The organism is Mesorhizobium terrae (assembly GCF_008727715.1).
In the GTDB taxonomy this organism is placed as follows: domain Bacteria; phylum Pseudomonadota; class Alphaproteobacteria; order Rhizobiales; family Rhizobiaceae; genus Mesorhizobium; species Mesorhizobium terrae.
In genome coordinates, this window is record NZ_CP044218.1 from 516,884 (window position 1) to 542,304 (window position 25,421).

At 61.6% G+C, this 25,421-nt stretch carries 23 protein-coding genes; 3 read left to right on the forward strand and 20 right to left on the reverse strand.

Annotation, left to right across the window (positions count from 1 at the left end):
- Positions 1-2 precede the first annotated feature (2 nt).
- The 3 genes from FZF13_RS03780 to FZF13_RS03790 form a co-directional block, all read right to left on the reverse strand.
- Entirely contained in the window at positions 3-1,100 is a 1,098-nt protein-coding gene (locus FZF13_RS03780; RefSeq protein WP_024924964.1) for a putative B6 ABC transporter permease subunit 2, read from the reverse strand.
- A complete protein-coding gene (locus FZF13_RS03785) occupies positions 1,097-2,665 on the reverse strand; it encodes a putative B6 ABC transporter ATP-binding protein (RefSeq protein ID WP_024924965.1) in 1,569 nt (522 codons plus the stop codon). The genes FZF13_RS03780 and FZF13_RS03785 overlap by 4 nt, the downstream gene beginning before the upstream one ends.
- 78 nt (positions 2,666-2,743) lie before the next feature.
- Positions 2,744-3,772 (reverse strand): putative B6 ABC transporter substrate-binding protein, encoded by a 1,029-nt coding sequence (locus tag FZF13_RS03790; RefSeq protein ID WP_024924966.1) that lies wholly within the window; start codon positions 3,770-3,772, stop codon positions 2,744-2,746.
- 97 nt (positions 3,773-3,869) lie between these two features.
- On the opposite strand from FZF13_RS03790, the gene FZF13_RS03795 reads away from it, so the two are divergent.
- Positions 3,870-4,295 carry a hypothetical protein gene (locus tag FZF13_RS03795; RefSeq protein WP_024924967.1) on the forward strand — a complete coding sequence of 142 codons (426 nt, stop codon included), beginning with the start codon at positions 3,870-3,872 and terminating at the stop codon, positions 4,293-4,295.
- 34 nt (positions 4,296-4,329) lie between these two features.
- On the opposite strand, the gene FZF13_RS03800 is transcribed toward FZF13_RS03795, so the two are convergent.
- The 10 genes from FZF13_RS03800 to FZF13_RS03845 all read right to left on the reverse strand — a co-directional run bounded on the left by FZF13_RS03800 (position 4,330) and on the right by FZF13_RS03845 (position 13,726).
- Complete coding sequence (locus FZF13_RS03800; RefSeq protein WP_024924968.1) at positions 4,330-5,340, reverse strand: ABC transporter substrate-binding protein; 1,011 nt, start codon at positions 5,338-5,340, stop codon at positions 4,330-4,332.
- A gap of 36 nt (positions 5,341-5,376) precedes the next feature.
- A complete protein-coding gene (locus FZF13_RS03805) occupies positions 5,377-6,192 on the reverse strand; it encodes an ABC transporter permease (RefSeq protein ID WP_024924969.1) in 816 nt (271 codons plus the stop codon).
- On the reverse strand, positions 6,189-7,019 hold the full coding sequence (locus FZF13_RS03810; RefSeq protein ID WP_024924970.1) for an ABC transporter ATP-binding protein: 831 nt from the start codon (positions 7,017-7,019) through the stop codon (positions 6,189-6,191). Before FZF13_RS03810 ends, FZF13_RS03805 begins: the two co-directional genes overlap by 4 nt.
- A gap of 73 nt (positions 7,020-7,092) precedes the next feature.
- Positions 7,093-8,022, reverse strand: coding sequence for a 5-formyl-3-hydroxy-2-methylpyridine 4-carboxylate 5-dehydrogenase (gene fhmpcd1 / locus FZF13_RS03815; protein ID WP_024924971.1), 930 nt, complete (start codon positions 8,020-8,022; stop codon positions 7,093-7,095).
- On the reverse strand, positions 8,022-9,656 hold the full coding sequence (locus tag FZF13_RS03820; RefSeq protein WP_024924972.1) for a GMC family oxidoreductase: 1,635 nt from the start codon (positions 9,654-9,656) through the stop codon (positions 8,022-8,024). Before FZF13_RS03820 ends, fhmpcd1 begins: the two co-directional genes overlap by 1 nt.
- A 110-nt stretch (positions 9,657-9,766) precedes the next feature.
- Positions 9,767-10,489: a class II aldolase/adducin family protein gene (locus FZF13_RS03825; protein WP_024924973.1), complete on the reverse strand. Its 723-nt coding sequence runs from the start codon at positions 10,487-10,489 to the stop codon at positions 9,767-9,769.
- A gap of 72 nt (positions 10,490-10,561) precedes the next feature.
- Positions 10,562-11,017, reverse strand: coding sequence for a YbhB/YbcL family Raf kinase inhibitor-like protein (locus tag FZF13_RS03830; protein WP_024924974.1), 456 nt, complete (start codon positions 11,015-11,017; stop codon positions 10,562-10,564).
- A 31-nt stretch (positions 11,018-11,048) separates the two neighbouring features.
- Positions 11,049-11,639 (reverse strand): amino acid synthesis family protein, encoded by a 591-nt coding sequence (locus tag FZF13_RS03835; RefSeq protein ID WP_024924975.1) that lies wholly within the window; start codon positions 11,637-11,639, stop codon positions 11,049-11,051.
- Between the two features lie 66 nt (positions 11,640-11,705).
- Positions 11,706-12,845 (reverse strand): FAD-dependent oxidoreductase, encoded by a 1,140-nt coding sequence (locus FZF13_RS03840; protein ID WP_024924976.1) that lies wholly within the window; start codon positions 12,843-12,845, stop codon positions 11,706-11,708.
- Between the two features lie 44 nt (positions 12,846-12,889).
- On the reverse strand, positions 12,890-13,726 hold the full coding sequence (locus FZF13_RS03845) for an alpha/beta fold hydrolase (RefSeq protein WP_024924977.1): 837 nt from the start codon (positions 13,724-13,726) through the stop codon (positions 12,890-12,892).
- A gap of 181 nt (positions 13,727-13,907) precedes the next feature.
- Here FZF13_RS03845 and FZF13_RS03850 point away from each other — a divergent pair, with 181 nt between their 5' ends.
- Both FZF13_RS03850 and FZF13_RS03855 read left to right on the forward strand, forming a co-directional pair.
- Entirely contained in the window at positions 13,908-14,579 is a 672-nt protein-coding gene (locus FZF13_RS03850; protein WP_024924978.1) for a GntR family transcriptional regulator, read from the forward strand.
- 158 nt (positions 14,580-14,737) lie between these two features.
- The gene (locus FZF13_RS03855; protein WP_024924979.1) at positions 14,738-16,297 is read left to right on the forward strand and encodes a GMC family oxidoreductase; all 1,560 of its coding nucleotides are present in this window, start codon (positions 14,738-14,740) and stop codon (positions 16,295-16,297) included.
- 274 nt (positions 16,298-16,571) lie between these two features.
- On the opposite strand, the gene FZF13_RS03860 is transcribed toward FZF13_RS03855, so the two are convergent.
- The 7 genes from FZF13_RS03860 to FZF13_RS03890 all read right to left on the reverse strand — a co-directional run bounded on the left by FZF13_RS03860 (position 16,572) and on the right by FZF13_RS03890 (position 25,417).
- Positions 16,572-18,065 carry a fumarate hydratase gene (locus FZF13_RS03860; protein ID WP_036254121.1) on the reverse strand — a complete coding sequence of 498 codons (1,494 nt, stop codon included), beginning with the start codon at positions 18,063-18,065 and terminating at the stop codon, positions 16,572-16,574.
- Positions 18,062-18,952 carry an HpcH/HpaI aldolase/citrate lyase family protein gene (locus tag FZF13_RS03865; protein ID WP_161773099.1) on the reverse strand — a complete coding sequence of 297 codons (891 nt, stop codon included), beginning with the start codon at positions 18,950-18,952 and terminating at the stop codon, positions 18,062-18,064. Before FZF13_RS03865 ends, FZF13_RS03860 begins: the two co-directional genes overlap by 4 nt.
- 14 nt (positions 18,953-18,966) lie before the next feature.
- Complete coding sequence (locus FZF13_RS03870; RefSeq protein ID WP_024924983.1) at positions 18,967-20,106, reverse strand: CaiB/BaiF CoA transferase family protein; 1,140 nt, start codon at positions 20,104-20,106, stop codon at positions 18,967-18,969.
- Positions 20,106-21,368, reverse strand: a complete 1,263-nt coding sequence (locus FZF13_RS03875) for a methylaspartate ammonia-lyase (RefSeq protein WP_024924984.1) — start codon at positions 21,366-21,368, stop codon at positions 20,106-20,108. The genes FZF13_RS03870 and FZF13_RS03875 overlap by 1 nt, the downstream gene beginning before the upstream one ends.
- Positions 21,365-22,816, reverse strand: coding sequence for an amidase (locus FZF13_RS03880; protein ID WP_024924985.1), 1,452 nt, complete (start codon positions 22,814-22,816; stop codon positions 21,365-21,367). The genes FZF13_RS03875 and FZF13_RS03880 overlap by 4 nt, the downstream gene beginning before the upstream one ends.
- A gap of 283 nt (positions 22,817-23,099) precedes the next feature.
- Positions 23,100-24,410, reverse strand: a complete 1,311-nt coding sequence (locus tag FZF13_RS03885) for a branched-chain amino acid ABC transporter permease (protein ID WP_024924987.1) — start codon at positions 24,408-24,410, stop codon at positions 23,100-23,102.
- Positions 24,407-25,417 (reverse strand): branched-chain amino acid ABC transporter permease, encoded by a 1,011-nt coding sequence (locus tag FZF13_RS03890; RefSeq protein ID WP_024924988.1) that lies wholly within the window; start codon positions 25,415-25,417, stop codon positions 24,407-24,409. The genes FZF13_RS03885 and FZF13_RS03890 overlap by 4 nt, the downstream gene beginning before the upstream one ends.
- Positions 25,418-25,421: the final 4 nt, after the last annotated feature.

Here is a 25,421-nt window from a genome sequence, read left to right on the forward strand (position 1 = left end):
CTTCAGGCCTTTCTCGACTGGTTGTAGCGGTGGTCGACATATTCGGCGAGTGCGAGCACGATCAGCACGATGGAGACCAGCACGAGCGTGAAATGATTGGGCACGCCAAGGCGCCGCGCCGCGCTCTCGCCGCCGATCGACAGCACCGAAAGCAGGAACACGAAGCCAATTGCGGCGAAGCCGTTCATGCGGGCGAGGAACACGGCGGGGATGACCGCCAGCCCATAGGCGGGGTTCCAGTCGGCGCGGACATTGCCCTGCACGCCGATGATGTCGACAGCGCCGGCAAGGCCCGCGAGCCCGGCTGAAATGGCGAAGACGGCGATGGTCAGGCCGGGCACGGCCAAGCCGGCATGGATAGCCGCGCGCGGATTGGCTCCGACGATCCTCAATTTCAGTCCGAATGCCGTCCTGGTCATCACAAGATGCACGATGATGATCGCCGCCAGACCGAACAGCAGTCCGCTGGTGACGGTCGTATCGAGCAGGCGCGGCAGCCTGTCTTCCACCGGCAAGGTGCGAGTCTGCGGCACGGTCGTGCCGGGATCGCGGAACACCAGCTTGACCAGCACATTGGCGAGCGAGGTGCCGAGGAACGTCATCATCAGCGTGGTGATGATCTCGTTGACGCCCTGATAGGCGCGCAGCAGCGCCGGCACCAGCGACCAGATCATGGCGGCAACCGTGGCGACGACGAATGCGCAGAACAATGCCAGCCAGGCCGGCATGATCTGCACGAACACGGGGGCACAAGCCGCCGCCGTGACCGCGCCGAGCAGGAACTGGCCGTCGCCACCGAGGTTCCACATGCCAGCGCGAAAAGCCACGATCAGGCCGGCGGCAAGGAACAGAAGCGGCGCCATGCGCGTCAGCGTTTGCTGGATGCCGAGCGGCGAGAACAGCCCTTTCTCCAGCACGTAGCCATAATAGGCGAGTGGATCGACGCCGACGGCAAGCAGGATGCAGCCGGCGATGACGAGAGCGGCGAGGATCGGGCCAAGTGTCATGACCAGCCTGCGCAGGATGTCGCGGCGCGTGGCGACGCTGCTGGCGGCATCGAGTGCGGTGGCGCTGACGGTGGGGGCGGTGTCGATGCTCATGCGGCTAGTCCGATCATCAGGCGGCCGACCTTGGTACGGGCATCGTCGGCATTCGCGACCGTGCCGACCAGCGATCCGTTGGCCATGACGGCGATGCGGTTGCACATGCTGAGCAACTCCTCGAGATCGGTGGAGATCAGCAGCACGGCGATACCGCGCGCGGCGGTCTCGCGGATGCGTTGCCGCGATGCCAGCGTGTTGGCGAGGTCGAGCCCGTAGGTGGGCTTATTGAAGATCACCACCTTCGCGCCTTCGGCCAGTTCACGGGCCAAAAGTACCTTCTGGATGTTGCCTCCCGAGAGCCGCGCAACGGGCGTCTTCAGGCTTGGCGTGCGCACATCGTATTCGCGCGTGAGCTCAGCGGCGCGCCTGTCGATCTCGGCGCGCTGTTCGACGCCGTTGCGCCAGAACGGCGCTGCGCCGACCTGCTTGAGGAAGAAGTTGATCGAGACCGGGAAAGTGCCGACCGTGCCTTCGCCCAGCCGATCGTCCGTCAGGTAGCGAAGACCGAGCTGGCTGCGTTCGCCGACGCTCAGCGCCTCGATCGCGATCCCCTCGAGCCGTACCGAACCGCTGTTCGCCGCGCGCTGGCCAGACAATGCCTCCGCCAGTTGTTTCTGGCCGTTGCCATCGATGCCGGCGATACCAAGTATCTCGCCCGGACGAATGTCGAAGGAGATCGACGACAGGCTGGGCGCGTTGTCGGTGGAAGCTACCTCCAGATCGGTGACCTGAAGCAGTGGAGCGGCTTCGGCGTGGACGACGTGAACGGGAAGCTCGGCCGCTTCCGGATCGTCCTTTTGCTTGCCGAACATCAACTCCACGATCTCGGAGATGATCTCCTGTTCGCCGAGCGCGCGAAAACGCTCGGGTGGAATCTCACCGACCTTGCGGCCGAGCTTCAGCACCGAGATGCGGTCACCGAAAGCGGCCGCTTCCTTGAGCTTGTGGGTGATGAAGACGATCGCCAGACCTTGCCCAACGAGGCGGCGCATCAGCGCGCCAAGTTCGTCAATGCCCTTCGGCGTCAGCATCGAGGTGGATTCGTCGAGGATCAGCACCCGGCTGTTGCGCACCATGGCGCGCAGGATCTCGACCTGCTGCTGCTCGCCGAGCGAAAGCTCCGAAACCTTGGCATGCAACTTCACCACGATGCCGAGGCTTTCGGTGATCTCGGCGACGCGTGCCTCAAGCTCCTCGGTCCTGGGGCGCTGCCACCAGGGGCCGCCGAGCAACAGGTTTTCAGCCACGGTCAGCGTCGGCACCAGCATCATGTGCTGGAAGACCGTTCCGATACCGAGCGCCAGTGCCCGGCGCGGCGAGGTGATCGGCGTCGGCTTGCCGTCAACCAGAATGCGTCCTTCATCCGGCTGCTGCAGGCCGGACAGCATGCCGATCAAGGTGGATTTTCCCGCCCCGTTCTCGCCGAGTAGCACATGCACTTCGCCCGGCCGGATCGACAGGTCGATGCTGTCATTGGCAACGATGCCGGGAAAGCGTTTGGTCACGCCTTCGAGTGCGACGATGTCGCGCCTGTCAACGGGCGATGAAGAAGGATTGCTCATGAAAGCCCAGCACTGAAAAAGGGGAAGCGTCCGAAGGGGCGACCCGACCGCCCCTTCGGCAACTGACTTTTGATCGCCTTACTTGGCGACGCTTGTCATCAACGCCCTGACGGCGGCCGCGTCATAGACCGGCTCGACCTTGATCTTGCCGGAGATGACGTCCTCGCGCACCGCCTGGATCTCGGACCAGACCTTGTCCGGGATGGCGGCCGTCTTCAGCAGTTTCACGGAATCGTCCTTGAGGCCGATGCCGTAATGCTTGGTGCCGAAAGTGTCGGCCTTGAGATCGGCGATCATCGCGGCGTAGACCGGCTCGATGTTCCACACCACCGACGACAGCAGGAAGCCCTTGTCGATCGGCGACTTGTCACCGATGACGTCGATGAAATAGACCTTGCCGCCATCCGCGGCCTTGGTCGTCTCGACCGCCTGCAGCATGCCGAAACTCGAACCGTTGCCCTGGCCGAAAATGATATCGGCGCCCGAGGCGATGACGCTTTCGGCGACGCGCTTGCCGCCTGCCGCATCGCTGTAGGCGGCTGGCCCGATCACCGCATAGGTGATCTTGACGTCCTTGCTCTCCGCCTTCACGCCCTGCGCGAAAGCCGCCGACTGCGAGTTCCATGACGGAGGTTCGCCGGAGACCACGATGCCGACCGACTTCGAGCGCGACATCTTGGCGGCGAGACGACCGGCGAGATAGGCACCTTCGTGACCGCTCAGCGTGTAGTCGGCGACGAGGCCTTTCTCCAACCCGTTCGGCGTGTCCACGATCGCCACCGGAACCTTCGTTTCCTTGGCGATTTCAGGCGCCGAGGTGTTGTAGCCGCTGGCGTGCGCGATCAGCAGGCTGGCGCCGTCGGAAGCGAGTTCCCGCAGCGTCGGACGAACGTCGCCATAGCCGAGGCCCTGGGCGACGACCACTTCGATGCCGGCTGCCTTGCCGGCCGCCTTGGCAGCGTCGATGCCTTGCTGGTTCCAGCCATAGTCCGTGCCTTCTTCAGGCGTCAGGATGGCGATCGACTTGACTTCTCCGGCGAACGCGCCGCCGAGCAAGACGCCGCTCAGTATAATTGCACTTACACTGCTTTTAAGGAGCTTTATCATGTTACCCTCTTTTGTTGATTTTCGATCATTATTCTTATTGTTATTGCGCGTTTGCGAGATAGACTGCCTGATCAAATAAGTATGGAGCTCAGGCAAAGTGAAAATCGGTTATGTCCTCCCGGTGGTTTTGGCGTTTACATCGCTCGCCAATGCGGTTGAGTTGCACCAGGTGATCGTCCGCATCGGCACCGATGGGCTCGACATGGTGCCGTTAACGATTTCGAACTCCGGCAAGGACGGCCTGTCCTGCAATGCCGACTTCGCCCACTGGTATTCGGGCGGGGTCGCGACGGTCGAACCGGGCAAGAGCGCCCACGTCGAACTCTGGTTCGATCCTAAGACCGGCACCTTCACCATCCTCAATGACAAGCGCGAAAACCTGCCGGTCGAGCGCCTCTGGTGTGGGCTGTCGGGCCGCGCATACGCGACCCGCGTGCAAATCGCGCTTGACCGCACTGATGTAGCCAAGGGCATGCGCGCCGTGTCCTGCGGCATGGAGCAGGGCAGCCTGGCGTGCCGGTAGGCGCTCATCGATCCACGCCCCTTGAGCACCGCGCCTATTCCTTGGCCAGGAATTTGTCGGTGAAGACATCGTCCGCCGACAGCGCTGTCTTGAGCACGCCCTGATCGGTGAGCGTCTTCAGGGTTTCCTCCCATTGCGCCTTCGCCATCCAGCCGAGACCGTGTTCCTTGGTTTCGGGGCTGGTGAACGTCGAGGCGATGTCGGCGTTGATCTGTGCCAGCAGCACGGCCTTCTTGTCCGCGTAGCCGGGTGCCGCCTTGGCCGTGATCTCGGCGGCCTCTTCCGGATGGGCAACGACATAGTCGAAGGCTTCCCGGTAGGCCTTGACGAAGCGGCGCACGACATCGGGCTTGTCCTTGATCATCTTCTCCGAGGTGAACAGGCCGGAGCCGTAAGCCTTCCAGCCATGGTCGGCGCCCATCATGATGCTGAGCGAACCCGGACCGCCTGCCTTGGCTTCCAGTTCGGGAACCTCCGCATCGACATAGCCGACCACAGTCTGGACCCGCCCCAGGAGCAGGTAGCTTTCATAGGGCGGCGACACGCTGTTCAGCGTCATGTCCTTCTCGGTCAGACCGTTGGCGGCCAGAAAGCCCTTGAAGAAGATGTAGGTCGACCCGGCTGGATGAATGCCGATGGTGAGGCCCTTGAGATCGGCCGGCTTGGTGAGCTTCACCGTCTTGGCGAGCGAGATGATCGCCAGCGGCGAATGCTGGTTGACGGCTGCCACCGCCACGACCGGGACATTCTGCGACCGGGCGACGGTGAGCGTGGGAAGATCGCCGAAGCCGAAATCCGCGTTCTCATTGCCGACCAGCCGCATGGCGTCTGGCGAACCAGAACCCTTGCGGATATCGGCCAGGTCGATGTCGTTCTTGGCGAAGAAGCCTTTTTCCTTGCCCACGAAGAACATGGCGTGGTTGCCGCGCACCACCCAGTCGAGCTGGACATTGACCTTGTCCGCCGCCTGCGCCGCGCCGGAGAAGCCAAGCGCACCGGCAAACGCCACAAGCGTGGCTGCTTTGATAAAAGAGCGTCTTAGCATTGTTCGATCCTTCCCTGACTTTGACTGCCCAGAAACCTAGGCGTGGCTGAATTTGGGTGCCCATGGCACCACGATGCGTTCGAGAATCTCGGCCGCGTAATAGAAGGCGATGCCGAGCACGGAGACGAGCAGCAGCGCCGCGAAGACCAATGGGGTGTCGAGCTGGGTCGAGGCGAACTGGATGACGTAGCCCAGCCCATCCGAGGCGCCGGCGAATTCACCGACGATGGCGCCGATGACGCTCAGCGTGGCCGCGATCTTGGTTCCCGCCATCAGGTTCGGCAGCGAGTGTGGAACCCGGATCTTGAACAGGATCTGCGTGCGGCTAGCGCCAACCGAATTCATCAACGACAGCAGCGAGCGGTCCACCGACTGCAAGCCCGCCAGCATCGACAACGTCACCGGGAAGAAGGCGATGACCAGGATCAGGCCGATCTTGGGTGCGAGCCCATAGCCGAACCACAGAATGAAGATCGGTGCCAGCGCCACCTTGGGCACGTTCTGGAACAGCACCACCAGGGGATAGAGCGCCCGGCCGAGCCAGTCGAAACGCACGATGACGAGCGCAATGGCAACGCCGACGACGACCGAGACAACAAAGCCGAGCAGGATCTCGGCCGCCGTCACCAGCGTGGCCTGCATCAGCGTTCCCCATTGCGCGACCAGCGATTGTGCGATCTGCGATGGGGCCGGAATGATGAAGGTCGATATGGCAAAGATCCGCACCGCGGCTTCCCAGGCCACGATCGTGACTAACAGCAGAATGACCGACGGCAGCCAGCTGCTTGTCGCGGCGGCGAAACTGGAGGTCAGCCGAGGCTCGGAAACACTGCTGATGGGTTGCTCGCTCACGACGCGTCTCCCGGTTGATGGCTGGCGCGCAGCATCGTGCGAAGCTGGACCACCAACCTGACGAATTCCGGGTCTTCCGTTACCGCCAGGTCGCGCGGATAGGGCAGGCCGATATCGATGCTGCCGGTGATCCGACCGGGCTTGATGCCCAGGGCGTGCACATGGCGCGAGAGGTGAATGGCCTCGTCGATCGAATGGGTCACGAGCACGATCGTCTTGCCGGTGCGCTGCCAGATCTCCAGCAGCGACTGGCCCATCGAGTCGCGGGTGATGGCGTCGAGCGCGCCGAAGGGCTCGTCCATCAAAAGCACGGCTGGGTCGAGCGCCAGGGCCCGAGCGATGGCCACCCGCTGCCGCATGCCACCCGACAATTCGTTCGGACGCTTGTGGGCGGAATCGCCAAGCCCCACCAGTTCCAGCATCTCCTGGCCGCGTGCCCGAAGCTCGGCGCGCGAAAGCGATTTGTCGGCGATGCCGAGCAGCATGGACGCATTGTCGACGGCGTTCTTCCACGGCAACAGGTTGGCGTCCTGGAAGACAACGCCGATCATGCGCTTGCGCGCCGCCTCGACCGGCGAAAGCCCGGCGATCGAAACGCTACCGCTTGTCGGCTCCACCAGCCCGGCCAGCACCTTGAGCAAGGTGCTCTTGCCGCAACCGGAAGGGCCGATCAGCGAGACGAACGATCCCTTCGGCACCGAAAGATCGATGTTCTGGAGCACCAGCTGCCGGGCGTAGACCACGGACACGCCCTTGACGGCGATAAGGTCGTCATGGCGGAAGTGAGCCGGCCTGTCGCCGGCGGCCCGGATCGTGTCAATGCGCATGGCTTGTACCTCCTCGCGCCGCCGCGTGATCCCCGATCCTGCCTGTTCCCTGCTGCGTGTTGTGAGCCATCGGCTACTCCCGGCCTTCCAGGATGCGCCGCACCGCGACGAGCTTGCGCGCCCGGTCGGCTTGCAGGGCCTTTGTCTGCTCTGGCGTGTAGGAGAACATGCCTTCGCCCGACTTGATGCCGAGCTTCGAAGCGCCGGTTTTCTCCAGCACCATCGGCGCCACGTCGTCGCGATTGGAAAGGTCGGCGTTCAGGAAGGACGAGACGGATTTGTAGATATCCAGCCCCGCCATATCGAGCAGCGCCATCGGACCGACGACGGCGATCTTGTAGCCGATGCCCCAGGAGACGCAGGTGTCGAGATCTTCCGGTTCGATGACGCCGCGTTCGACGAGGTCGACCGCCTCGCGCAACAGCGCGTAGAGTACGCGGTTCTCGACGAAGCCCGGAACGTCTTTCTTCACCACCACCGGCAGCAGGCCGATCGAGCGGATCAGGTCGCGGATCGTCGCCACGGTCTGCGGCGCCGTCTTCTCGCCGGCGATGACCTCGATCATCGGGATGATGTGCGGCGGGTTCGACCAATGCATCCCCACCATGCGCTCTGGATGCGAGATATGCGCCTGTAGTTGGGTGATCGGAATGCCCGAGGTGTCCGATGCAACGATCGTGTCCGATGCGATCAGGCCGTCGATGGCGCGATAGACATCGGCCTTGACCACAATGTTTTCGGGAACGTTTTCGATGATAAGGTCGGCGCCTGAGACTGCCTCGCCGAGATCGTCGGTGAACCGAACCGTTCCAACGCCTGCCGGCGGCGGCGCGATGCCCAGGGCGTCGAGAACGCCCTCCGCAGTGCCCAGCATGGCGCGTGCGCGCTCGATCGCTGCCGGGGCCACATCATAGGCGGTCACCTGAAGGTCGCCTCTGGCGAGCCGGGCGGCCATGCCTGGTCCCATAGTACCCAGACCGATGATGGCGATACGCTGGATCATCACGCTGCCCTGCTTTCCGTTGTTGCTTTTGATGCCGCGATGAGGTCCGCGGCTTTCTCGGCAATCATGATGACCGCCGCATTGATGTTTCCGCAGACCAGGTCGGGCATGACGGAGGCGTCCACCACGCGAAGGCCGCTGACGCCGCGAAGACGCAGTTCGGGGTCGACCACCGAGGCTGCGTCGGCGCCCATCCGGCAAGTGCCGGCCGGATGATGCACGGTGATGGAGGTCTTGCGGATGTGCTCGTCGATCTCGTCGTCGCTCTGGCACTTGGGACCGGGGAAGAACTCCGCCTCGATGAAGGGCTGCATGGAGGGCTGGGCCGCAAGGTCCCTTGCCACCCGGAAGCCGGCGCGCAGCGATTGCCAGTCCTTCGGCGAGGCGAGGAAGTTCTGGTGGATCAGCGGCGCGGCGGAAGGGTCGGCCGAGGCCAGCTTCACCGTCCCCCGGCTCTCTGGCTGCGTCGCCACGATCCGCGTCGCGAAACCATCGGCGAACGGCGCTTTGAACGGCTTGAAATACGGCCAAGCGGCGAGCGGAGCCGCCGTGAACAGCAGTTGGACGTCCGGCAGCGGCCGCTCGGGACCGCTTTTCAGGAATGCAACGACCCCGCCGGGCACATCTGCCGAAAAGCCTTGGCCGGTGAGATAGGTCTTGGCGAAATCCAGCCCGATCCGGTCCGCGCGCATGTTGCGCAGGAACGGACCCGGTGTCTTGCGCCGGTACATCAGAATGACCGAGACGTGATCCTGCAGGTTCTTGCCGACTGCCGGCAGATTGACCCGTGTCTGGATACCATGCGCCGCCAGCTCGTCCGGTGCCCCGATGCCAGACAGCATCAACAGTTGCGGCGTGTTGATCACGCCGCCCGAGAGCAGGACTTCCCTGCGGGCGACGACCGTCCGTTCGCGGCCCTGATGATTGATCGTCACCCCGGCGGCACGCGTGCCTTCGAGGACGATCTTCGTCGCCATCGCTCCGGTCAGCACGGTCAGATTCGGCCGCTTCATGGCCGGCCTCAGATAGGCGGAAGCAGTCGAGCTGCGTCGACCTTTCGAGATGGTCATCTGGAGGCGGCCGAAACCTTCCTGCCGCTCGCCATTGTAGTCGTCGGTCTGGGCATAGCCTGCCTGCACACTGGCTTGCGCAAAGGCGTCGATCAGCGTGTCCTTGTAGCGGCAGAACTGGGTGTTGAGCGGGCCTGAGCCACCACGAAAGCGGTCCTCGCCACCTTCCCAACGTTCCTGCTTCCGGAAATATGGCAGGACTTTATCGTATGACCAGTCGCTGAGCCCGCTAGAAGCCCATCGGTCGTAGTCGCCTCTATTGCCACGCACATAGGCCATGGCGTTGGTCGACGACGACCCGCCAATGACCTTGCCGCGCGCGCACTCAACCCTGCGTCCGCCGACATTGTCCTCCGGTTCGCAGAAATACATCCAGTCATGGCGGCGCTCGGTCAAGATCTTGCCCCATCCAAGCGGGATGTGGATCATCGGGTCGCGATCCCAGCCGCCGGCCTCGAGCAGCAACACCGAACATCGCGGGTCGGTGCTCAACCGGTCGGCGAGCACGCAACCGGCCGATCCGGCCCCAACGATAACGTAATCGTAGCTTTCCGCGTGCGGCATGGTTTCATTGCCTTCGCCCGACGCCATGGCGTCAGAGAATTATTGAGGTTGGGCTGGAAGCCTTGGCAGAGACCAAGCTTTTCCAGGTAGTGCTCAAAAGCCCGTGGACGCTAGCCCAGGCCCGCTTGCCTGAGGCGCTCCGACCAGTGATCCCATCCTCGATCGATCTGGGCGCCGACCAGGTTTCCCGCTGCCTTGATCTCGCCCGGCGACAGATACTTGATCGTGCCGATCCGCAGGCCGGCGGTCTGTGCCGCGGCCTCTTGCTCGAGATAGAAAGCCCGGAACACCACCTGCCGGACAGAAGTGCCGACATTGACGACGCCGTGCCGCGCCATCAGGACCACGGGCCGGTCGCTGAGGCTTTCGGCGATATCCCGGCAGACGCTCGGGCTGCCCCCGAAAAGATCCGTGGCGTCACCTTGCTTGTCGCGAATTTCGTAGACCGGAACTCTCTCGCCGAGAAATGCACCCATATGGGTCACCGGACGCAGCGGCTGATCCGTGAAGCAATAGGGCAAGACGGCCGGGGAATGGCTGTGGAGCACGCACTGAACGTCCGGCCGCGCCTTGTAGATCTCGCTGTGGATATAGCGCTCCAGATAGGACGGCCGATTGTCCGAGGTCTCGCCGTCGAGATTGAAACGCTGGATGTCGGCTGTCGTTATCAGGCTCGGAGCAAGTTTCTGAGCTAGGAAGAAACTTTCAGGATCCTCTGGGTCACGGGCACTGATGTGCCCGAACGTGTCCAGAATGCCTTCGTTCAACAGGATCTTCGTCGCTGTAACCAGTTCCTCGAAAACCTTCCGGCGAGCGGGACTGCTGTCTTTCATATCCAAATTCTCCCATTAAGCGGCGGTCTCGATCTTTCTTCTTGTTTTTGACCGCCGAGACCGCGCCGTTCATTAATTTTGGTAGATGCCGACGATCCGGTTTTGCTCGATGATGTTTCCGGCATATTTCTGGAGGAATTCCTCCCGGCTGGGCATCCCTTCGACCTTCGTGTCCAGGGCATAGACCCAGAAGTAGTAATGGTGCGGGCCATGGCCAGCGGGCGGCTGCGGCCCGTAGTAGAACGCGTTGCCGGCGCCGTTGGGTGCCACACGGAACTTTTCCTGCACGTTCGAAAGATCGGTGGTCGACGGATCGATGCCGTAGACGACCCAATGCGTGAAACCGTTGGGCAAGGGGGCGTCCGGATCGTGGCAGATGACCGCAAGTTCTTTCGCGCCCGCCGGGACGCCGCTGACGGTCAGCCTCGGCAACACGTTGCCCTTGTCGCCGGCATGCTCGTCGCGCAATTTCCCGAGTGGCTGGAAATCCGCCGAGGTAATCTTGAGGTCCTTGATGTTCAGGGGCATAAAAATTGTCCTTTAAGCAATATCGATCGAGCTAGACGGCGGTCTCGAGGTCGGCGACGGTTTTGCCCCCGACACGCTGATGCACGCGCGGACCCGATGCGACGGCGACGCAGATCAGAAGCTCATCGGGGCGCGGACCATCCGGCACCGAAAAGGTGACGGCGTCGTAGTGGGAGCGGATGTAGAGCTCATCCTTGTGGGCGAGCGGAATATCGATGGCCGTGCCGGCGGAACCGACCTTGCTGACCGACGATATCCAGGCTTCGCCGCCGCCGACCTGCTCGCGCAGGGGATTTCCGAACACTGTGGTGATGCACGCCACGACGTGTTCCTGCTCACCCGCCGTGCCTGCGATACCGCCCTTGCCATAGCTCTCGACCTTGCGGCCGCCGAGCAACGCGGCCGCTCGTTCGCCGAGCGCATGGCCGATGACGGGGCTCGGGTCCGTCAGATCGGACAACTGAGCAACAAATTTGCCGGCAAAAGGATTGCGGATGACAACCCCCACCACGGCCTTGACGAGAACATCGCCCGGCTCTCCGCCGTCATGCCGGATCTCGTGGACGGTGGAATACCAGCCCCGCACCTCGTAGTGTTTTTCAACTTCTACCGAATAGTTCATTTCCATCTCCTGGGGAGAGCGCAGTTTCCGCCGCGCCAAGTCATTTGTTGATCAGCCTGTCAGGTCCTACTGCGGCCACGAATAGACGCGGCGCAGCGGGTCGTAGCGGGCTGCTTCCAGGGCTGCCGGCGTGAACATGTTCCCCTTCGAGAGCGAGCGGTTCGCCGCATAGTCGCCTGAAAGGGCCTGGCAGCGATCGGTGGTCGGGCGAATGCGTTTCTCCCAATCGAGGAGCGCGTCTTCGACGGAGGAGCCTGTCTCCAGGTCTTGCGACAAGCTGAAGGCATTGACCATCGCGCAACCGGCGCCCTGGGCAAGAGCCGGGCACATTGCATGCGCGGCGTCTCCCACAAGAGCGACCTTGCCTCTTGTCCAGCTGTCCAGCTTGGTGGTCTCGTATTTGTCGTAGCGGGCGGTTTTCAGCTTCGCCGCCTCGATCAGGCACGGCTCCAGGAAGGGGAACATCTCAACCCAGACTTCGAGGTCGATCGGGACCGCTGATCCGCGCGGATCGGCGGCCGGAGCCATGAGGCCCAGATAGAGCTCGTTCTCATTGCAGGGCGAGTAGAGGATACGTTGGACGCGCGGCCAGAAATTCCACATGTCGATGGTGTTGTCCCATTCGCCATGACCGAGTTCCTTCTTCTTGCGAGGAACAATCAGTCGGATCAGACCGTCTTTCGAAACCCATCGATCCTGCTTGAAGCCGATGGAGTCCCGGACCTTGGAGCCAACGCCGTCGGCGCCGACGATCAGGTCTGCTTCGAGAACTTCGCCGGTCTGAAGGGTCAGGCGGCCTTGCGGATCGGCGGCGACCGCTTCGGAGTTGGCTCGTATGTCGACACCCACGGCGCGGGCGCGCTTGACCAACGCATCATGCAAATGGCTCCGGGTCATGATGCGCCAGGGAAGACCGTTGAACGTCTCCTTGGAAACCGACTTGTTGTGCATCCAGGTTTCGTAGGTCGGCGGTGTGTGCGAGCCCTGGAGAACATCATCCAGGGCGCCCAGTCCCTCGAGTACGCGAAGGCCATTGTGCCAGAGATAGATGCCCGCGCCGAAGGCCCTGAGTTCCGAGCTCTTTTCGTGCAGCCTGACATCCCAGCCGTTCTGCCTCAGAGCGATGGCAGCCGTCAGGCCGGCAAAGCCGCCGCCGGCGACCTCGGCACGACGAGCCTTTCCCGGAGTTTTGTTTACATTGGCCATTTTCTATCCTGATCCTGCGTACAAGAAGACGGCTTATTCGGCCGTCAGGCATCGATGAAATTGGTGATGGCTTTCAGGGTGATCTCGGGAGACACCTCATTGACGTAGTGGTCGGCGCCCGGGACGACGACGACCGGCAGATCGGGCCGCAGCCGACTTGTCTTCGCCAGCGCGGCCGCCGACACCAGCTTGCTGAGTTCGCCACGAACGATAAGGACAGGCTTTTTCACTTCCCGATAGGCCGGAGTCAGGTCTGCCCGCAGGCCCTTGGCGGTCTGAGCCATGGCCGGGGGCGACGCCAATGGGCGCAATCCGCCATCGACCGCATGATAGCCGCTTTTGGCCCTAATCTTGATCGCCTCGACGGGGACGTTCGGGTAGCGACCGGCAAGATAAGCTTCGACGGCAGCGACATCTTTGAAAAGCTGGTTTCCGGCGTTCACCCGGGCTTCCAACGCATCCAGTGCCTCGGTCTCGATATAGGGCGTGAAATCGATTGCGATGACCGACCGCACCAGATCGGGATATCTCGCTGCGGCCGTGACGGAATTTCTCGCGCCGAGCGAATGACCGACGAGGATGGCAGGACCCCGGTCGAGCGTGCGGATCAGGCTGGCGATATCGTCCGCGTAGTCATTGGCCTCGTAGCCGCTTTCCGGCTTGTCGCTGAGGCCGTGCCCCCTCTGGTCAACCGCCATGGTCGTGAAGCGATCCGAGAGCCGCGCCATCAGGGGCGTGAAAACGGCGGAGTTGGACGTGATGCCATGGAAGAACAGCAGCGACGGGCCGCTGCCTGTCTCGCGTACATTCAAAACGATGCGACCCGTATCGATACGTCGCAAGCCTGGCTGGTCGGAAGGTGTGTCTGCCGCCATGTTTATAACCCTTTTTGTTGCGGCCCGTCTCAGGCAAGAGGATCATATTAGCAAAGACCCGTCAACAAGATTGTCTGACATTCTTGCAATCTTGAGAATTGACAATCTGACCGCTCCTGCTGTCCAATATTGATGGCGTCGCATATGATGCGCCGGACTGTGACCTGGAGCCGATGAGTCGTAACCAATGCCGCCAGATCTGAATTTGCGGATTTCGCCACGAACGGTTCAGCAGGAGACCGTCGACAAGTTGCGGCTCGCCATCCTGTCCGGTCTGTTCCAGCCGGGAAGCCGCCTTGTCGAAAGCCAGCTGTGCGCGCAGCTCGGCATCAGCCGCCCCTCGCTAAGAGAGGCATTGCGGAGTCTCGAGGCCGAACGCCTGATTGAGATCGTACCCAATCGCGGGCCGTCGGTGCCAGCGCTTTCGTGGGAAGAGGCAACCGCCATCTACGAGGTTCGAGAGCTTTTGGAAGTCGAGGCGGCGGGACGATGCGCGTCACGAATTCCAGCGGAACAGCTGCGTGAACTCGAGAAGTCCCTTTCCGCATTCGAGGAGGCGGCAGCCAGCCATGACAGCCTGGCGCAGGTTGCGACCGCCGCGGACTTCTATTCGATCATACTGGCGAACTGCGGCAATCCCATCCTAGAGGAAGTCCATCGTGGCCTGGTGGCCAGGATCAGCTTCTTCCGGGGACGGTCGATGTCCCTTGAGGGCAGAGCACAAAGCAGCCTGGCGGAGATGAGGGAGATATATGAATCCATCGCCGCCGGCGATGAGAAGGCCGCTCGCAAAGCTTCGAAGAAACACCTTCTGAAGGCAAAGGCGGCGGCAAAGATATCCATGGATAGTGCGGGCTGAGTTTTACCGGAAGGTGGCACTGCCGTCTGAAGTCTCGAAATCCTTCCTGACGTCGCGGATTGCGTATCCGCTCAACAGAGATCGGCGCGCCGGGGGCTTGCCGTGGCGATGCCGGACATGCCGGCTATCGGAGCCAGCACGCGCAATAGGGAGTGGCAATGACCAACGCGGCTGTTGAGCGCAAACTGTATGCCGATGTCGTCATCGTCGGTGGCGGCTCGGCCGGCGCGTTGTTGGCCGCGCGCTTGAGTGAGGAGCCTGCCCGTCGTGTCCTGCTGATCGAAGCCGGCGAAGAAGCGAAGGACCCGGATATCTGGAACCCTGCCGCTTGGCCGGCGCTTCAGGGCCGCAGCTATGATTGGGATTATCGCACGGAGCCGCAAGCCGGGACTGCGGGCCGGGTACATCATTGGGCGCGCGGGCGGTTGGTCGGCGGCTCGAGCTGCCTGCACGCGATGGGCTATATGCGTGGCCATCCTTCGGATTTTCAGACATGGGTCGACGCGACTGGCGATCGCCGGTGGAGTTGGGACGGACTGCTGTCCGCCTTCCAAGCCGTCGAAGATCACCCTCGCGGAGGCAACGGCCTTTACGGCAAGGGCGGGCCGATGCCCGTACATTTGCCGACGAACGAGATAAGCTCGGTCGCGCGCGCGTTCATCGAAGCCGGCGCTTCACTCGGCCTGCCGCGCCTTGAAGGCCACAACAGCGGACAGATGATTGGCGTCACGCCGAACTCGCTGAACATTCACGACGGGAAGCGGGTAACCGTGGCCGATGCCTGGCTCACGCCGGCTGTTCGAAGCCGCGAAAACCTGACCATCCTGACGGGATCGCTGGTGCGGCGGCTTACCCTGGACGGCAATCAGGTGCGTAGCCTCGAAGTCGTGGGGCGGCAGGGTAGCCCTTTCGAAGTCTCTGCGGATCAGGTGGTGCTGTGCGCCGGGGCGCTGGAAAGTCCGGCCTTGCTGATGCGCTCGGGCATCGGCCCGCACGACATACTCCAGGCCGCCGGCGTTGATTGCTTGATCGACATGCCGGAAATCGGTCGCAACCTTCAGGACCATCTTTTGGGCGCCGGAAATCTCTATGCCGCCCGCAAGCCTGTCCCGCCATCGCGACTGCAACATTCCGAATCGATGGCCTATATGCGCGCCGGCAATTTCACCGCCGGCGGGCAGCCCGAAATCGTCGTCGGTTGCGGCGTTGCGCCGATCGTATCCGAACGCTTCCAGGCGCCTGCCGCCGGCACAGCCTACTCACTGCTGTTCGGCATCACCCATCCGACCAGCCGCGGCAGCCTGCGCATCAGTGGGCCGGAACTCGGCGACCGGTTGATCATCGACCCAGCGTATCTGCAAACTGACCGGGATCGGGCATTGTTTCGCCAGGCTCTAGAAGCGGCAAGAGAGATCGGCCATCGGGACGAACTCGCCGAATGGCGCGAGCACGAACTTCTGCCGACGTCCCTGAACGACGAAGCCGAGATCGACAATTTTATAGCGCGGGCGGTGATCACCCATCATCATCCCTGCGGCACCTTGAGGATGGGCAAGGATACCGATGCCGTCGTCGACGCGGACCTGCTGCTCAAAGCGCTCGACAATCTTTTTGTCGTCGATGCTTCAGTGATGCCCGGTCTCACTGCGGGGCCGATCCACGCCGCCGTTCTGGCAATCGCCGAGACCTTCGCCCGGACGATGAACGCAGGAGGGTGATACGAGGGTGTCTCTCGACTGTCAGGCTGACAGTCTCTGCTGCATGGAAAGACGCTGAAGTCACAGACATCCAGTTTTCGGGCGATCTTTCGGCAACGCTACTCGATCGTCGCTTCGTCAGAGTGCTCAGTGTGCTCGTACAACAATTGTTCAGCCTGCACGCAGAGGAGATTACCTGCCAAGCAGAGGCCCAATTTTTCTATGCTTGCCCAGAGGTCGGCGCTGCGAACCAGCCAAATCAGCGATACGCTCCGACGACTGTCTTGAAACGAACCTACGACCGGCGCCACTTTGCCGGACCCGTATCATGGATGGATCGACCGCTGGCATCGACAGCGACGATGACCGGCATATCCTTTACTTCGAATTCGTGGATCGCCTCCATCCCCAGGTCTTCGAATGCCACGACCCTTGCGGAACGAATGGATTTCGAGATCAGGTAGGCCGCACCGCCGACAGCGATCAACGAGGCGGCGCCATTCTTCTGGATCGCCTCTATGGCACCGGGTCCACGCTCTCCCTTGCCGATCGTAGCGAAAGCCCCGCCCGCACCGAGGACCGTACCCATGAACGGGTCCATCCGGTTTGCGGTCGTCGGCCCGGCCGGGCCTATGATCTCGTCTCCTGCGGCGTCCACCGGTCCGACGTAGTAGATCACCCGCCCTGCAAGTGGAACCGGAAGCGGGTCTCCAGAACTGAGAAGTCTGGTAATCCGGTGGTGGGCGGCATCACGGGCAGTCAGCAGCTTTCCTGAAAACAGCAGGGTTTGGCCTGCGCGCCACGACTGCACGTCTTCGCGGGAGAGTGTGTCCAGGTCGACCTGTCGAGAAACAATCCCGGTTTGGTCGAGGACGACCTGCGGCCAGTCATCCGCGCATGGTGCTTCAAGCTCCGCGGGTCCAGATCCGTCCAGAACAAAATGAACATGTCTGTGCGCCGCGCAGTTGGGAATCAGCGCGATGGGGAGGGAAGCAGCATGAGTGGGCTGCGTAAGGATTTTGACGTCCAGTACCGTGGTATTTCCACCAAGACCCTGAGCCCCGATACCGAGAGCGTTCACGCGGTTATATATTTCAAGGCGCATCTCATCGAGCCGATCCGCAGCTCCCCTTGCCACGAGCTCATGCATGTCAAGTGGGCTGAGCAGCGCCTTTTTCGCCATGAGCATGGCGCGTTCGACGTTGCCGCCTATGCCAATTCCGAGCACGCCTGGCGGACACCAGCCAGCTCCCATGTGCGAAACTTGATCCACTATCCAGGAAATAACGTCATCACGCGGCAGCAGCACGGCGAACTTTGTCTTGTTCTCAGAGCCGGCCCCCTTCGCCACGGCAAAAACCTCAACCGTGTCGCCGGGAACCAGCTCCACGTGAACAATTGCAGGCGTGTTGTCGTGCGTGTTGCTTCTGCCGAAGAGCGGATCATCGACTATGGAAGAACGCAACGGATTTGCATCGTCGCAATAGGCAGCCCGTACACCGTCGTTGATGATGTCTTCGAGCGCGCGGGTTGTATCGATGCGGACATTCATGCCGACGCGCAAGAAGACGCTGGCAACACCCGTATCCTGGCAAATGGGCCTCCGGCCTAGGAGTGCCATTCGAGAATTGACCAGGATTTGGCCCATCGCACTCTTGGCGAGTGGACTTTCTTCACGCTCCCATGCCGCGGCGAGATGACGGACGAAATCCCTTGGATGGGCAAACGAGATCAGTTGGAAGGCATCCCTGATACTCTGGCGGAGGTCGTTTTCGCGAATGACGATCATCTGCCTGTTCCGCAAAGCGCGCGACTTTGTGTAGACCCTGCCAATTCCAGAATTCGAAAGGCGCGAGCAGCGACGGGCCAGTCGATCATGGTGCCGTTGTAGGCTACGGCGCCATGGCCGTTCCGATTCCCAGTTTCGAAATGGCGTATTATGTTTCTTGCGTGCTCAACTTCCTCCTCACTTGGAGCAAAAACTTCGTTGAGGACCGCGGCCTGGGCCGGATGTATGCAAAACGCACCTGTCATTCCCCACGACCGTGCCGCCATCGCACCAGCGCGGAACACTTGAAGATCGCCAAACTGCGTGATGCTGGCCCCGAGCCCAAGCGGCTGGCAACCAGCTTCAGCCGCAGCAACAATCAGCATATGCTTGTAGGTCGCCAGGGTGCTGGACTCGACTGAACAGCCAAGTGCCAGCGCCAAATCCTCATCACCGAATGCAATGGCCGCCACGCGGGCTGCTGCGGCGATCTCCCGCAAGCGGAACAGGCCGCCGGGTGTTTCAACCAAGGGTACGAGAACGGTAGCACCGCTGGCACGGCCGCACCCCTTTTCCGCTTTGCCGAGCAAATCGGAAAAACGGTTGAGGCTGTCAGCATCTTCCGCCTTGGGAACGACGATACCGTTTGCACCGGCCTGGATCGCCGCCATCACATCTGCTTCACACCGATCCGGGAGGTTGTTTATTCGAACGAGCAGGTCGCAATCATGCCATTCGTTCCGGGCGAGCGCGGCAGCGAACCCATCGCGCGCTGTGCTTTTTTGAGCTTCGGGAACGCTGTCTTCGAGATCGACAACGACAGCATCGGCACCTCTCTTTGCCGCGCCGGCAAGCAGGCGAGCCTGGTTGCCCGGCACGAACAACAGCGACCGCCATGCGCGGCGCACTTGCACATTCCCTGTCATGCGCTCAACGCCGTCGCGAACTCGCGTCGCACCGCCGCCGTATGTTCGCCGAGTGGCGGGACCGGACGGGCATGGAACGCGATGGCGTCCTCGATGGCAGCCGGCGCTATGACGCGGATTTCGCCAGTCTCCGTAGCCACCTCGACAAACCGCAGGTGGGGATGGGCAGACGCCTCGTGAAGATCGTTCAATCGGCCATAGGCAATGCCTGTGTCTTCAAGGCGCTGAACGGCCACATCAACATCGAGCAGCGAGAAGCGCTCCGCAATCAGTTGGTCGAGTTCAGGGCGATTGGCTACCCTGCTGCTGTTATCTCTGAACCGGGGATCGCGCGCGAGGTCCGGCAGTTCCAGGAATTGCTCACACAGCAGTCGCCATTCCCGCTCGTTCTGAATGGAGAAGATGACTTGGGAGCCGTCGCTGCAGGCGAATGCTCCGTAAGGTGCGATGCTTGGATGAGCGACACCGCTCCGCGAGCTCACCTGGCCGCCATAGAGGTACTGCAATATTGGAACATTCATCCAGTCGGCAATGCTATCGAACAGCGACACCTGGATCGAACGCCCCCTGCCGGTACGGTTCCGGGCAACCAGCGCCTGGAGGATTGCCGCATGGGCTGTCATTCCGGCAGATATATCACAAACCGATACCCCCACGCGGGCCGGCCCCGCGACGGTTCCGGTTATGGCGCATAGGCCGCTCTCTGCCTGTACGATAAGGTCGTAGGCCTTGAGGCCGGCGCGTGGCCCTTCGGTGCCAAATCCGGTAATATCGCAGGTAATCAAGCGGGGGTTCTCGGCGCGGAGCGAAGCGGAACGAAGACCAAGTTTATCGAGCGCACCGGGCTTGAGGTTCTGGATGAAGACATCCGCCGACAGGATCATCGTCTTCAGCAGCGCCGCGTCGGCCGGGGACTTCAGGTCAAGACAGACCGATTCCTTGCCCCTGTTGAGCCAGATGAAGTATGCGCTTTGCCCTTCGACCAATCGATCGTAGTGGCGAGCAAAGTCGCCGCCATCCGGCCGCTCGATCTTTATGACCCGTGCGCCGGCATCCGCGAGGCGACATGTCGCATAAGGTGCCGCGACCGCCTGTTCGATCGCTACGACAGTCAAGCCTTTGAGATCATCCTGCATCAGTGATCCTGCCCTCTAACGTTAGCTGCCTCTTTCCGTGTCAGTTCAGCGAGAAGGCGCGATTGTTCGTTGCCGACGATCGAGATCGCCTCGTCGACACCCATGCCTGGCTTGGCAAGGATCATGTCGGCGCCGGTCGCTACTGCGATGTGGACTGCTATGCGGGCCGAAAGATCGGTTTCGACGCAGCTTCCTCCCAGATAGGCGCCGATGCCGTGGCGCTTGCAAAGCAGCACGGCCTCTGCGCTGTCGGCGATACTGCCCACATCCGGCATCTTGATCTGGATGAGGTGAGCGGCACCGGCCGAAGTGAAGGCTCTGACGTCATCGAGCGTATTGCACCATTCGTCGGCGACGATCTTCGCTCGACATCCTTTTCGAGCAAGCGCTTCCATAATCATGATGAAGCCGTCGATCTGACCTTGGCGGCTGCCGAAGTCGGCAGGGCTTTCAATTTGGAGATCGAAGGGCGCCGCGCGCTCCGCGGCTTGCGCCATGAAATCCGCGATCCGATCGACATCGAGCCCGAGCCCGAGCCCCACCCATCCGTAGACGTCGAAATGGAGTACCGGCTTGTACGCAGGTTGGCCGAGCCGCTCGACGCGTCGCGCGACCCAGTCCACATATTCAAGGAACACTTCTCCCCGCTCGCCAAACTTGGAGCGGGAATTGATAAGGCCATGCGGCAGAATATCGACTGATTTCAGGATCATCTTGTCGACGTTGTTGCGCCGATCGTCGCCGCTTTGTGCGTAAATCGGGACCCGCCTCGCGACGACTGGACAGGAGAATTCCGCCGCCACGACTTCGGCCATCGTCACCTTGCGCGCCGCTGCAGCAGCAGCCAACAGCGCCTGGCTTGCGCCATATTCGATCGAAAGTGGCAGGCGCTTTCCGCCGGGAAGAGCGGCCAAAACGACCCGGCAGGCAGCCCGAAAGTCCGTGACGTCCAAACCGTTCAGCCGCGGAAGTAGAACCTCTTCACACAATCGTTGGGCGGTGACGGGATCGAACAACGGGTCGCGCCCGCCTGCTCCGGCGTACTGAACGCTCATCATGTCGCCCCAAGCCGTCGTGCCCTGGCCGAGTACAAGCCCTATGCCAAGCGAGGTGCCAGGCTTGCGGACAGTGTCGAACCCCGGGGTGATCGGCGCGCCAAGGTAGACGAAGCCGTCTGTGTCACGACCCGCGCGGATGGCGGCCTGGTCATCGTAGAAGAATGCGCCCATGCCTGGCGCGAAGATAACGTCCTTGACTATCATGCGTGTTGCCTATTTTCGATCTGATCCTGTCGTGTGCTCGTCCGTGGCGGATCCGAGAAGAGGTCGGGTACATCGAGGTGCCAGTCCGTGAGGGTCTGGAACAGCATGCCGATTTCGATGAGACGAGCCTCCGAGAACGGACGGCCGACGATCTGCATTCCAACGGGCATTCCATTGCGGTCGCGCCCACACGGCACTGTCAAAGCAGGCACGCCGAGATAATTGAGCCAGCGGGTCCATCGGGTCATACGGCCGACGAGATCAGGCATTGCGCCCAGCAATTCCTCGTCGGTTTCCTCGACAGTCGGAACGGCAACCCCGACAGTCGGCACAATCAAGGCATCGACCTTCGCAAGCGTCTCCTCGACAAATCGCTGGAGCCACAATTCCCGCTGCGACAGAGCGTCAATGTAGGTCGCGGCGGACACGAAGTAGCCAGGTTCGATCCTCCGGCGAATATGGGGCGTATAGTCAGCGCCGCGCTCCGAGAGGCGCCCGCGATGGACGGCGGCGGACTCGGCCTTCTGGATAACGTCTGCGAGCTTGTGCAAATGACTGACATCGGTAAGTTCGACATCGTCGATCGCAACGCCAGCTCGTTCGAGATCGAGCGTGGCGCCCGTGAGCGCGATCAGCACGTCGCTATCTACATCGCTGACATCCTTCGGAAAACCAAGCCGAAGTTTGCCCGGGTCGGCCGCGCGGCCATCAAAAACACCATTGCCCGCGAATGCGCCCGAAAGCGCAGTGGGATCGCGGAGATCGCGACCTGAAGCGGCCGCCATCAGTATTCCGCAGTCCTCGGCGCTGCGGGCTAGTGTCCCGACGCAATCAAGTGATGGTGAAAGCAACATCGCACCGGCACGGCTGAGCTGTGCCTGTGTAGGCTTTAGCCCCGTAATGCCATTGACCGATGCCGGGATGCGCACCGAACCACCGGTGTCAGATCCGAGTGACGCCGGCACGATACCGGCACCCACTGCGGCTCCAGATCCTGCCGATGAGCCTCCGCTGATCCGCTCGGGATCGCGCGCGTTGCGGCAGTGTCGAAAGGGAGTGTTGTGTCCGGTGGGACCAAGTGCGAACTCGGCCATCGAGAGAAACCCGACCGTAACCGTTCCCGCCGCTTCAAGGCGATCAACTACGGTCGCCGCGGTTTTGGCCGGGACCTCTTGTGGTATGCGAGATCCATAAGAGGAACGATGCCCCGGATAGTCGAACATGTCTTTGTGAGCGAGAGGCACCCCGCAAAGAGGCTTTGTCGCTTTCTCCTCGCTGGCATTGTCGATCTGCCTGGCGAGCAGGGCCGCGGACTCAGGGTAAGTCGCACGGAAAGCATTCAAACGAGGCTGCCATTTATCAGCGGCGCCGAGTGCACGGCCGACGGCTTCTTCCGAAGAAATCCTGCGTGTCTTGATGGCGTATGAAAGTTCCGCGAGCGTCTTCATTGACCGACCTTGGAAGCGTAAAACGTCATTGCGCGCAGAAAGGACGAAGGTTCGGCATGAGGGGGAAGCGGCGTTCTCGATACTGCTGCCGAGAGCTCCGATGCCTCCCTGCTCATAGCCTCGATCCGGTTCGGTGACAGACGTGACAGGATTTCCCCGTCGACGGCGACACCCGCAATGTTGTTGTCGTGCTGCTCTGACATTTGGCTTTCGCTCGCCTGCTGCTGTTCCAGGACCGGGGTTGTCTAAATGCGGTATCGGATTGTTGATCTGGTTTTGGCGTTTAGCCCTTCGCGGGCACCAGCCCCGCTGGCCGGAATCGCATCACCAGGAGAAGTACCAGGCCCACGATCGGCAATCGCGTCTGCACCGCCGCGTCGAGCAGATGCTGCTTCAGCGGTCCATCATCCAGCAACGCGGTTGCGGTTCTGAATAGTGCGGGACCAAGACTTTCCGCCTCGTCCCAAACGAGCATGACAATCAGTGCTCCCAGCACGGAACCCCAGTTGTTCCCAGAACCGCCCAGGATCACCATGGCCCAGATCAGGAAGGTGTAACGAAGGGGATCGTTGTAGCTCGTGGGGGAAAGCAACCCGTGCAGCGTCACATACAGCGCACCCGCAACGCCGATCACCGCCGAGCCCAGTATGAAAACCTGCAAGTGTCGGCGCTTAACGTCTTTGCCCATCGCCTCAGCCGCGACCTCATTGTCCCGGATCGCCCGCATCATGCGACCCCAGGGCGACTTCAGTGAAAGCTCGGCGAACGTAAGTACGATGATGAGCACAGCCGTGAAAAGTCCCGCGAAACACAGTCCGACAAAGACCGTGGAACCGGCGCGGACATCCATGCCCACCGATTGAGCGAGTGAGGCGAACCACGGCTGTTGTTGCAAAGCGACTTCTTCGGGCACTGGCCATCGGCCAATATTGGTGACGTTCTTCACGCCGCGATCTAGCCAGTCCTCATTCATCATGATCGCGATGACGATCTGGCTGATGCCGAGCGTCACGATGGCGAGATAATCGGAGCGTAGCCCCAATGCGATTTTTCCGACTGCGAAAGCGGCGGCTGCCGCAAGCACTCCTGCAAAGAGCCAGGACATAGGGATCGGAAGACCCATACCGCCGATATTGCCGGTAGATGCAGGCGTGATCGCTTCGACCGAAATTACCGCCGGATCGAAGATGGTGCGAAACGCGACCAAGCCGACAAGCAACACTGCAATCATCGCACCAATGCGCTTAGGGCCTCGGGCCATCCGGCTGCGGATTTGGGTGGCGATGAAGATGCCGACAGCCCCGAGAACCAGCGCAAGCAGAATGGCAGGCGTGCCTGCTGACCAGGCGGCGGCATCAAACGGCTTCGAGACCAGTATGACCGCAAGTCCGCCCAAAGCAAAAAAGCCTGCTACGCCGACGTTGAAGAGGCCAGCATATCCCCACTGCATGTTCACGCCGAGCGCCATGATTGCAACGATCAGACTATCGTTGAGGATGGTTATGGCCAAAGACCAGCTCTGGAAAATACCCGCAAGCAAGTAGAGCGCGGCGACAGCCAGGAAAAAGAGGGTCGAACGAAACGTCGAACTCATAGCGATTTCCCCCTAAATAGCCCCGTCGGTCGAAGCAGAAGCACAATCACCAAGATCGCGAAGGAGACCGCGAACTTGTATTCGGTGGCCAGAAGCTGGACGAGCCCGTGCGGGGCCAGGTCCGCCGGCAGCATGTAGCCGAGTACCTTGCGCCATGCGTAGGTGAGCGTGACTTCGGAGAACGCGACGACGAAACCGCCGGCGATCGCACCAACCGGATTGCCGAGCCCTCCGACGACCGCAGAGGCAAATATCGGCAGTAGAAGCTGGAAGTAGGTAAAGGGCGCAAACGACTTGTCGAGTCCGTAGAGCACGCCGGCAACGGTGGCGAGTGCCGCGACGATCAGCCAGGTAACCATCACCACGCGTTCGGGATTGATGCCTGACAGGAGGGCGAGGTCTTCATTGTCGGAGAACGCACGCATCGACTTGCCGGTACGAGTGCGGTTCAAGAACCAAAACAGGAGCGCGACCACGACGACAGCCGTGACAAAGGTAATCACGCTGGTCGTGCGCAGCGCCAATCCCTCCTTGAGGCCGGTCATCTCGCGGAACTGGATCGTGTCGATGATAAATCGCTGCCCATCGGCGAAATTGCGGTCCTGCACGCCAATAATGAAGCGGGTCACCCCGTTCATAATGAACATGACCCCCATGGACACGATGACCAGCACCACCGGAGCGGTCTTCTTCTCACGGTAGAAACGATAGACAGCGCGGTCGGTGAACAGGAGAAGCGTCGCCGTGATGAGAATTCCAAAGGGAAGTGCCAGCAGTGCCGTCGGCAGTGGGCCTAAGCCAATTCCCTTCGACTGAAGCCACCACGTTATCAGGACTGTAATCGCAGTCCCGAAAGCCATGGTGTCGCCATGCGCGAAATTCGAGAAGCGCAGTATTCCGTAGATCAGCGTCACACCGAGCGCACCCAGAGCCAGTTGCGATCCGTAGGACGTCGCCGGGATGACTACGAAATTTAACAACGCAACCAGAGAGTTGAGGAAATTCATGTCG